Source organism: Dyadobacter endophyticus, from assembly GCF_014641595.1.
GTDB lineage: Bacteria > Bacteroidota > Bacteroidia > Cytophagales > Spirosomataceae > Dyadobacter > Dyadobacter endophyticus.
The window spans coordinates 1-10,150 of sequence record NZ_BMIA01000009.1 but is presented as its reverse complement, the minus strand read 5'-3'; the positions used below and the strand labels follow the sequence as shown (position 1 = coordinate 10,150).

Genomic DNA, 10,150 nt, shown 5'->3' with positions numbered 1-10,150 from the left:
GCAATGGAGCCGGATCGCTTCGGTTTCTTCCCAGGGAGACAGCAAAGTGCTCGTCAATTACTCCTATGTGGATGCCAATCCCCTGACAGGCCAGAATTTTTACAGGCTCAAAATGGTCGACCTGGACGGAACATTCGCGTATAGTGCTATCCGTTTGGTAGAAATAGAGGTCGGCAGCGGCTTGGTGCCTTACCCGAACCCGGTGGTAGACAAGATTTTGATCCGTGACCATCAATTAGTCAAACAAGCAGATTTACATAACGCTAGCGGTGTGAAAGTCCTTGCGAATCAACAACCATCTTCTGCGGGGATTGATGTAACAAGGCTTCCACAAGGCATTTACGTCATCACCTTGACCCTGTTTGACGGCACTATCAGCACACACAAAGTAGCCGTTACAAAGTAGTAACGAATGCAAGACAACCCGGGCAGCGAGCAAAGTTGCCCGGGTTTGTTCTAAAGAGGAGCTCCATTTCTAACTAGAATAACTCGAATACTCCACTATGACGATCCTGATCGTTACCGACAACCCCTTATTTTCAATTGGGTTACGATCGGTCATTGAAAATGAATATCCAGATGCGAAAATTCTGGAAACCGACACTGTCCAAAATTGCCAAGGCCTATGCTCCCCAGACGAGGCTCAAATGATGATCCTCGATGTTGGCGTCATCGATGGGAAGGACACGACCTTATTAAAGCGGTTTAAAAAGCTGAATAAGCAAGCTTCTGTTTTAGTAAACCTGGGAAACGAATTTGAATACATTTATCCCTTCATAAAGGCCGGGGCAAACGGCTTGTTCTCAAAAAAATCTAGTCCGTATGAGATTAGTAAGGCATTAAAGACCGCGTTTACAAAATCGCGCTTTGTCAGCGACGATATTCAGCAGCTATTACTAGCAGATATTAGCTCCAATCGGACAAACCGCACCCTAACGAAAAGGGAGAGGCTTTTGGCAGGTTTACTGATAGCAAACAGACCCCACGATGAAATAGCCTCAATAGCTGGCATCAACCCCAAAACGGTCAGTTCTTATAAACGCAGAATTTTCGAGAAGCTACGCATCAATGATATCACCCAACTTACTTACGTGCTCCGTAAACTGGAAACGGTAAAAGAGTCAAAGGCACATTCAATTGATTCCGAATGTTGATCTTACACCGTACCTATTTTGTTTCCATATTTTGGGTTAATACGGGCCTGCCAGAATTTTGATATGTTTATTGAAACGTTGCCCTAATTTTTTTCTTGAAAAAAATAATGTATTAGTTGGTAATTTGTTACTAAATATTGAGTTGTTTATCTGACATAGCAAATATTACATTTCTTTTAGCTTTAATGTGATAGGATCGACTCTGTATTTGTCAAAAGCAATTATTTCTCCGTTGGAGTCAAAAACCACTCCATCTTTTTGCCTATATCTTAAGCCTGCTTCAATTAATAAGTGAACGGCATCGAAATACTCACGTTCAGAAATGCGAAATAGACGGCAGATCCTGGTATGCATTCTAGGTCTCCATGGTTGTTCGGGGAGGTGCTCATTTATTTCCAAAGCTAGCTCCATTGAGATAGCTCCACGCTTCCCGTTGTTTATTTTCGTTTCCGGGATGATAGAAAGATATTCCAAATTTGACATTCGACTGATATCCTTTATCTTCAGAACCGACTCGGCATTCTTAAAAATTTCGCTGTAATATCCAAGTTTCGGGCGCTTATTTTCGGTGACTGGCAGCGTTTCCGTAACTATAGTCCAGACTTCATCAAGAGTTACTTCATTTAATGCAGATGGTTGTAGACCTAATAGGTCGGTAATTGAGTAGTTGAAGGTTCCAAAGATTTTCGACACCGTAACAAACGCAAGAATATATCTTCTGGATTTTAAAAATTTTTCAGTGGTTGTCTTCTTAGGCCGTTTTGTCTCCAGGTAACTGTCTATGACCTTTAAGACGTGAGCGATAATACCCCAGACCTTAAGGTCAACGTTTGGCGAAAAAATGTAGTTATATGTCGTCTCATCGCGCATGAATTTTGATTTAAGTGATATAGCTTGGTGTGGCCGTCTAAGCACTAAGGCCATGTAACCAGCGGCTAAATACATAGGCGCAACAATTTTGTCAGCGGTGATCCCTTGATTTTTGTAGTAGTTTGTGCGACGTTCATAGTAATATTCATACTGTTTTAGAATATCTTCAATATCTCGCTGAATTTTGTCAGTGGCGTGCAAGGCAGACGTTTCAACAGTTGTTTGGTTATTTGTCGCGCGTATGATGGAATCCCTTACACTGCTATCGTTTGACACTATAACCTTAACTAAAACAGATCTGTTGCACTTGTCCGCGCCGCCCGACGAGAAATATTGAAATATTGATTCCGATGTCTGAAGACCATTAACAATTTGAATATCCTGAATTTGGGCAATTTCGCCTATTGTACTCGCTCCAGTTGCTAATATTGTTACTCCGTTATTCAACCACCAGAATTCGACTTCATCATCACTCTCTAAGGATTCACGAATGTCCTCGTTTACACTATTTAATCCCATGTAGTCTCGCACATTCGAATCAAAAAGATACCTTCGAAGTTTTCCATCATCGTTGATAAAATTGAAATAGTCTTTCAATTTTACCAGGAGAATTAGATTTTCTCCACTTGAAATATCTTTGGTATATGGTAACTCTAATGAAAAGTTTTTGATTTTCCTGCTCGCTTCAATCAGTTCTGTTGCCCCAAGAAAATCAAACGAGGCTTTACACTTTCCAAAAGCTTCTTCGGCGATTTGCCTAATCTGATTCGATCGTGATATGATTGACTCACCGAGCTCCGCAACGTTGCCCCTGGACGCATAAAAAAAAGAAGTCGAGAAACTTGTCAACCTTGGAGAGACTTTTCGGTATGCGGACTTTAATTTTTCTCTTTGTTCCAAAACAAGATCTGAGTAATCACCTTGAAGTTCTCCTGAATTTACACTGAAGTCAAAGAGTTCTGTCAGTGAAGCTGCTAAATTATCTAGTGGTGCTTGCTTGAACGTATCATGATGTTTGCAAGTGGCGATAAAGACGTCAACCGTGCAGCCTGCCTTTGGCCATGGAAACGTAAGTAAATCGACTAATAAATGTCCATTTATAAAAACGTAAAATGCGTCTATACCTCCATCGTTTCGACCATCAACTATTCCGAGTGAGAGTTCCTCATTCGACAGGTCATAATCTTTCAATATTTGTTCAATCACGAAAAATTCGAAAGCTTCGTCACGCCTATTCGATGGGATTGACTGCTCAACTCTCTCATCGATAATCCCGTCGATTAGTATTTTGTCATTTTTTGCCATTGCTTGTATTTATGTTTCCTCCGGATTGGACAATTGTGTTGGCTTACAAGACTTTATAGGCAGACTTTGCTTTCCAGTAGCTTGTACCCATGAGGACTGATGCACCGGTGTTCCACCACCGGGCAATTGCCATTCTATGAAAGTAACGTATGGCAGCTTCTTACCCGCCCTGTTTTAACGCGCTGATGGAATCCTAGTTGGTGTATAGCTGGTAGGATTTGTCACCAACTGTAAGCCCCAATCTGTCCGTGCTCAACATTTTTGATAGACTCATTCATAAAAACGCTATGGGAATCTCACTACGTGTAAATTCTAGGGTTTGGTAGCAAATGGAATAGCTTCCAGTCGGTAAGGCTATGTGTGAATTTACAAGGTGCCCCTCAGTAGGCTTCCCTTTAAATGACACGCTGCAATAACGGAAGGATAGTCAGCCGTAGACCTAACCATACCTCGATTTTGTCAGCCTTATAAACGATAACTTTTCATGTCGACCTAAGTGGAGTAAGGGCACTGCCGCCAAAGGGGCTTTAAAAGGGAATTAATAGGGATGGATGAATAGTTTATAGATTCTATTTAACATAAGATAACTTATACAACAACTGAAAAATGTAAATATTCAATGCTGAATTCCACTAATGTACCACCAGAATTGAATTATTTTGCTTTAATCGTAATACGATAAATATCGTATTGATGCCTTTTGGCGGTTTGAATTTCTTCTTTTGTTTTGTTGAAAATCTGCTTATAAAAAGTTTTTGTGCAAATTATTGTAAAAATAGTTTTATATCATAACTTTGAGTAACCGCCGGATTCTATTTTTGGAATCACCCAGCTCAAAGCGCCCCCAATAAGAATTTATCGCGTTGGCGAAACACCATTACGGTGTTTCGACCTCAATATGAAAGCAAAGTACCAAATGCTTTCATAGCAAACATGTTGCGTCTTATCGACACCTCTATGCGCAAAAAGCGTTCCGAACCAGAAAGTACTAATATTCAATTATCATGAAAGCGATTGTAACGTGTGTTATAGCTGTGCTCCTGTTTGGTTGTAGCAAAGATGAAGTAGACCCCCGTCAGCAAATCTTGGGTAAATGGGAACCGTTCTATTTAGGTAATGGCGAATACCAACCACCCGTTGAGAAACCGGGTGCATACTGGCATTTTCTCCCTGATAGTGTACTGCTTGAATATGAGTATGCTACACAAAAAACTTTCAAAAAAAAATACTGGATTGATACGCTGTTAAATGTAGCAGCAACTTACGATGACGGATATCAACTCAGGTTTTATTATACCCCTAAATTTTATGGGGATACAATGGAGCTTCACATGGAAAATGCTTCGCCAATATTCTCAATATCGAAATGGAAACGAATCAACTAAACTAATGTAAAATATGAAAACACAAGTACTCTTCGCAATGACTTCAGTTTTCCCATTTTTTGCAAGTGCGCAAAACTCGGAGACTCCGACGGTTCTCAAAGACAGGAAGGGCATTATCCAGGCAATGGAGTTTACAGATTCGGATAAAAGCACCACTTTCTCTGAACAGGATTTTATGAAGGAGTATCTTAAAACAACTGCCGATGACGGTTTCGTAAAAGCAAAAGATAAACAGCGTAGCCAGGAATTTATTGACGATCACTTTGATCAGTTTTACAAAGGTGTTAAAGTAGACGGTGCAGGGTATAACTTCCACTATAAAGCCGGGAAGATGTTTTATGCTCATGGCCATTTTGTAAAATTGGAAGGCCTTGATGTTCGTCCGAAAATTACGGATAAGATAGCGAAGGACTCATTTGCGAATTTCAAACAAATACCTAGCTCTGATGTTTCAGATTTTACCTCAGAATTGCTGATTAAGGAAATTGCATCTTTGGACAGTACTGCCCTTTTGGTTTATAAGATTTACCTACGCAGTAATCATCCGGCAAATGATGCGATCGGTTTTGTTGACGCGCAAACGGGTAACATTTTGGCGACTGAGCCAATATTTTCACATGGCTCAGCAAGTAGCACAAATGAGGAAATGATGACCCGGAGCACTCCAAAAAAAGTGCCAACGATGCGTACATATGCATTACCGCCTGCAACAGGCACTTTCTCTACAAGGTATAGCGGAACTCAAACCGCAAGCGCCTTCGACGATGTCTCTGTAACCCCGCGATATCGCTTATTTGACAACACAAGAGGCGCTACTATTCACACTCGCAATTTGCAAGGCAGCACAAATATTACAACCAGTATCGAGTTAAGGGATAACAATAACACATGGACTGCGGCAGAGCATACTCCTGGGGAAAACGACATGGCACTGGATGTGCACTGGGCCTTGCAGCGTATATATGACAGGATGAATACCGCACATGCTATTAATAGTTTTAACAATCCAGTCTCCGGCGCAGGACAACCTATTAATGCCCATATCAGATATGGAACGGCTCAGCCTGATCGAGATAATGCTCTTTGGAACAACGTGGATCATTATTTAGCCTTCGGTGACGGAGATGTGGTTTTTAGTCCTGTGGCTAGTGTAGATGTGGTCGCTCATGAATATGGACATGGTATTACTAATTTTCAGATAGGATGGGGCAATACGGGCGACCAAGGGTCATTTAATGAAGGTCTTAGTGATGTTTGGGGAGCTATTATGCAGCACAGAATCACCGGCGGCAACATTTGGCAAATTGCTGAACAACTTACCGTTTTCAATACTTGTTTGAGAGACTTACAAAATACAAATTCAGCAGGCGTCAACCGTACAATGGCTGACACATACAACGGAGCACAGTATAATGGAAGTTCTGATAAGTACGAACGGAGTGGTGTTTTGTCCCATTGGGCTTATCTATTGGCTAGCGGTGGGTCGGGAACCAATGATGTAGGAGGTTTTTATAACGTATACGGTGTAGGGATGGATCTGTTAGAGAATTTAATAGTCAGGGCAGTCTTTGGAAATTTCCTTGACAATACTACAACTTATGCGCAAGTCAGAACCGGGATGGTAAATGCTGCCAGGGCGTTATGTGGTAATCAAAACGGTGTTTTGGTTCAGCAAGTTGAAAATGCATGGAAGGCCGTTAATGTGGGAACGGCAACACAGTCTAGTATCTCCGGAGTTGACCACCTTTGCCCTAGCTCAACTTATTCTGTTGCGAACCTTCCGCAAGGTTCTACCGTGGCGTGGTCAAGTAGTAATACTAGCGCAGTAACGATAAATAGCAGCGGTGTTGCAACAAGAGTGGGCAGCTTCCACGGAAGCGTTACACTTACGGCTACCGTGTCCGGTGGTTGTGGAACACTCGTATTGACAAAAACAATCAGCGTAGGTAAGCCTATCGCGACCAATATATCTATTAGCGCACCAAACAACTGCGCGGGTACCAGTCAGCTTGTAGTTGCTACTATGACTGGCAACCCAACAAGTTCGGTTTGGTCGATCACCAGCGGAAATGCTTCGAATGCCTCTTTAAGCGATTTTGGAAACGGTAGTGCCTCCTTTTATACAAATGTGCCAGATTGTTACGGATTGACGCTGAACATGTCCAATTCTTGCGGTTCTGCCAGTGCTGGCACAACTATATGCATCGATAATTGCTCGGCCCGATACACAGTATTTCCAAATCCAGCAAAAGATCAATTATTTGTACAGTTCGAACACTACGAAACTACCGCTTCCATGCCGGATCAAATTTCCTTATTTAGCGAAAAAACACAAGAGGCTGTTTATAGTATAAAATATGACGGGATTCATTCGAAAGTTGGCTCAGACGGAGTTTTCAAAATTGATGTAAGCTCACTGCCGCGTGGTACTTATTATTTGCATGTGACTTATAGTAAAAATGGTGAAACAACGACAGATAGAACAAGAGTTCTTTTACAATAAATAAAAACGCTCAATTCTAGTTATGTTGATAGCCGGGCTACTCGCCCGGTTATTTTTTTGCTACACCTAGTCAGTCTGGTTTTGAGAATGGATGCCGACTGGCCAGCTCGATTTCATTTTCAATGAATTCTGGATTGATCGATTGCAGCGTGAATTTTGTCAAATCCAATAGATAATGAGAATAATTGGACGATTCAGCGTGGTTTTACAAAAGGCAACGAGAAAATATATAAAAGATGATGAGAATAATTTGGTTGAGATATTGGAGATAATGTGTTGATGATTACCGTTTTAGCTTATTTGTCGAACAACGTGGACACCCAGGTTCTCACCAACTTCTGTAAATTCTCATCTTCTTTTGAATTTGACAGGGGCGTGAGTTGGTAATCAGACAGTTGTATACCCACTTAATGCGCAACGATGATTAACGTGATTCATGGTACCTGATGTAAATTTACCGAAGTAACTTAAAACAAGTGAGGTGGAATTTTTAATTTGCAGCGCATGAGACAATACAGAATAGTAAGAAACCCGTCATAGTTAGTACTACCGCTGAAAGTAAACATCCTTTGTTCATTTCTCTTTGAACTTCGGCAATAGTCTGTCGTTTTTGACTTTGATATACTGGATTTTTCTTAACCACAGGAGCGCGTTCAGGTTCGATTCTCACCAAGCCATGTGATTTCAAATATTGATGGGCAGTTTTGAACGCTATTGTGTCTTTACTTGCACCTTGATAATATTCACCACCACCGAGACTTACGTTCCCAAAATCCCTTAGATCAGCACCATTATATCTATTTATTGATTTTGAGAGGCGATCGTTGTCCTGATTTTCAGAGGCAAAATCAAGATAGTGTTGCTTATGGGGACTCTCGTTAAGATTATCGACCCCACCTTTCACCAACCACCGGTGAATTGAAAATATAAAGAAAGCGACACGCGATTGATGATCAAGTGAGTTAAAAATAAGGTTGTAGAGCGCGCTTTCTCCTATATATTGGGAAAAATATAGCCCTTCCTCATTTGCGAATTGGACTAAGCCTGGCTTTGGCACCGTGTCATTTTCTAGTTTAAAGTCTATCAGTACTGAAACATCTTGCTTTGTAGCATTAGGCGGGATCGCAATGCCCAGATCAACAGCATAGTTCATTTGGGCTTCGGTAGGATCATCAATGATTTCAGTTGCTTCAAAGGGATCTGTATATCCTTGTTCTCGCAATGTTTGGCAACAGGCATCAGCGTTGACACCAACTTGTATAATGGTGCGGATACGCTTTGTTGGTAGATAATATGCCTTTATAGAATATTTCTTATTGGGGCCTTTCATTCGCATCAACATTACTGGTTGTCAAAGCAAAAAAGATCATTTCGAAGTCGTGGAATGATCCATAGTATTCTGAATTTGTTTTCGATACCGTTTAACACTGGACATACTAATACCGGTCAGGCTAGCCGTTTCGGAGGCGGACATGCCTCGCTCCAAAGCTTTTTTTACTTTGGCGAACTTCTCAGTATCAATGCCGGCAGGCCTTCCAATATGTTTACCGTTGGCTTTGGCCAACAATTGCCCAGCCCTGGTCTTTTCCAGGATACTTTCCCTGTCATATTCTGCCAGCGCTGCAAAAATTTGTAATACCAGTTTTCCTGCCGGGGTACTGCTGTCAACGCCCAGGTCTAGGGCTTTAAAGTGTATTCCTTGCCGGGCGAAATCCCCCAGCAGGTTAATCAGGTGGTCGCGGCTTCTTCCCAATCTGAAGAACCGTGCAACCATTACAGTATCTCCCTCGCGGAGCTGAGCCAACAGCTGGTCTAAAGCTGGCCGGCTCGTGGTAACACCGGTGATCTTGTCCTGGTATATCTGGTGACAACCGGCCTGTTGAAGAGCTTCTAGTTGCGTATCCAGGTTCTGGTCGAGCGTCGACACCCGGGCATAGCCAAAAATTTTATTCATAAAGGGTTAAAAAGTCAGTATCACAAAGATAAAAGATCATTTATTTTAGGACCTACTTTTTGACCCTTGTTTTTGGTAACTGGGAGCTGGTGAATTAGTGATATGCCCATGGGTTCAGAAAGGTATAGCTTTTTGAGCCTTCCATGAAGTCCGAGATAAGCTGTATCATCTTGTAGAATGGATTGAACCGACGCTTGTGCCCTTCATCCGGAAAATGGATAATACTCAAAATAAAATCGATCACATACTGTTGATATAGCTTTCTCATGGAGCCAGAAAGCTGTAAAAGTAATTTTAAGAATTGCCTCACTTAGAAAAGTTCAAAAACTAGGATGATTGCCAAGACGACTATAAAAAACACTACTACCATCATTATTCCGTTTGGCTGCTTTCCTGTCCTACTTTCAGCTTGATGGATTGGCAAATCATTGTAAAATAGGTCGATACCTCTTTTAGAAAAAGCTGATGGATCGTTTGAACGTAAGATCGAATTAGCTAATTCGCGTCTACCCTCTTCATAAGCAGCGACAAAATCCCGGTGCCAAGCCTCACTTAATAAGTAAGACGGTGTAGTCCTCGAGATATCATTTTGTGCCTGTTCGACTTCGATTTTTGGGGTCCACGAATGCCCACATGAAAGGCAAGAAATAATGATATTTGAACTTCCATGGACGCCAGCAATTGCGCCCACAGGCCCAACCGCAACGGTACCTGCGATAGCTTTACCTAAGCTGAATCCCTTTTTATTTGCAGTGATTTGTGTAGATCCACATTTTGGACATTTGATTTCTTTTGCCATGAGCGAGGAGTATTTACATTCGTAATTAATTTGCCTGATCTAGCCAACCTAGCCGAAAGGTATCACAGTAAGGATCTACCAAGGTATGTAGCCAATACGTATCCGGCCTATCAACTACGTATTTGTTAATTGGTGAACCTTGTTAAAGTGTTGCGGATACAGGTCAGTGATGTTTTTATG

Annotated in this window: 9 protein-coding genes; 4 read left to right on the top strand and 5 right to left on the bottom strand. The window is 41.6% G+C overall.

The features are described from left to right. Positions 1-406, top strand: a 406-nt coding sequence (locus IEY24_RS31790) for a T9SS type A sorting domain-containing protein (protein ID WP_188939334.1), incomplete at its 5' end; no start/stop codon positions are given. Positions 407-503: 97 nt separating this feature from the next. Beyond that, positions 504-1,154 (top strand): LuxR C-terminal-related transcriptional regulator, encoded by a 651-nt coding sequence (locus tag IEY24_RS31785; protein ID WP_188939333.1) that lies wholly within the window; start codon positions 504-506, stop codon positions 1,152-1,154. A gap of 165 nt (positions 1,155-1,319) precedes the next feature. Here the strand turns inward: IEY24_RS31785 and IEY24_RS31780 are convergent, their stop codons facing one another. Then, positions 1,320-3,329: an AIPR family protein gene (locus IEY24_RS31780; protein WP_188939332.1), complete on the bottom strand. Its 2,010-nt coding sequence runs from the start codon at positions 3,327-3,329 to the stop codon at positions 1,320-1,322. Between the two features lie 1,004 nt (positions 3,330-4,333). Between IEY24_RS31780 and IEY24_RS31775 the strand changes: the two genes are divergently transcribed. Both IEY24_RS31775 and IEY24_RS31770 read left to right on the top strand, forming a co-directional pair. Then, entirely contained in the window at positions 4,334-4,714 is a 381-nt protein-coding gene (locus tag IEY24_RS31775) for a hypothetical protein (RefSeq protein ID WP_188939331.1), read from the top strand. A gap of 13 nt (positions 4,715-4,727) precedes the next feature. Beyond that, positions 4,728-7,217, top strand: a complete 2,490-nt coding sequence (locus IEY24_RS31770; RefSeq protein WP_188939330.1) for a M4 family metallopeptidase — start codon at positions 4,728-4,730, stop codon at positions 7,215-7,217. 490 nt (positions 7,218-7,707) lie between these two features. On the opposite strand, the gene IEY24_RS31765 is transcribed toward IEY24_RS31770, so the two are convergent. The 4 genes from IEY24_RS31765 to IEY24_RS31750 form a co-directional block, all read right to left on the bottom strand. Then, positions 7,708-8,547, bottom strand: coding sequence for a hypothetical protein (locus IEY24_RS31765; protein ID WP_188939329.1), 840 nt, complete (start codon positions 8,545-8,547; stop codon positions 7,708-7,710). Positions 8,548-8,583: 36 nt separating this feature from the next. Continuing rightward, entirely contained in the window at positions 8,584-9,171 is a 588-nt protein-coding gene (locus IEY24_RS31760) for a recombinase family protein (RefSeq protein ID WP_188939328.1), read from the bottom strand. A 94-nt stretch (positions 9,172-9,265) separates the two neighbouring features. Beyond that, positions 9,266-9,439, bottom strand: a complete 174-nt coding sequence (locus tag IEY24_RS31755) for a hypothetical protein (RefSeq protein WP_188939327.1) — start codon at positions 9,437-9,439, stop codon at positions 9,266-9,268. 42 nt (positions 9,440-9,481) lie between these two features. Beyond that, positions 9,482-9,970 carry a hypothetical protein gene (locus tag IEY24_RS31750; RefSeq protein ID WP_188939326.1) on the bottom strand — a complete coding sequence of 163 codons (489 nt, stop codon included), beginning with the start codon at positions 9,968-9,970 and terminating at the stop codon, positions 9,482-9,484. Between the last annotated feature and the right edge of the window lie 180 nt (positions 9,971-10,150).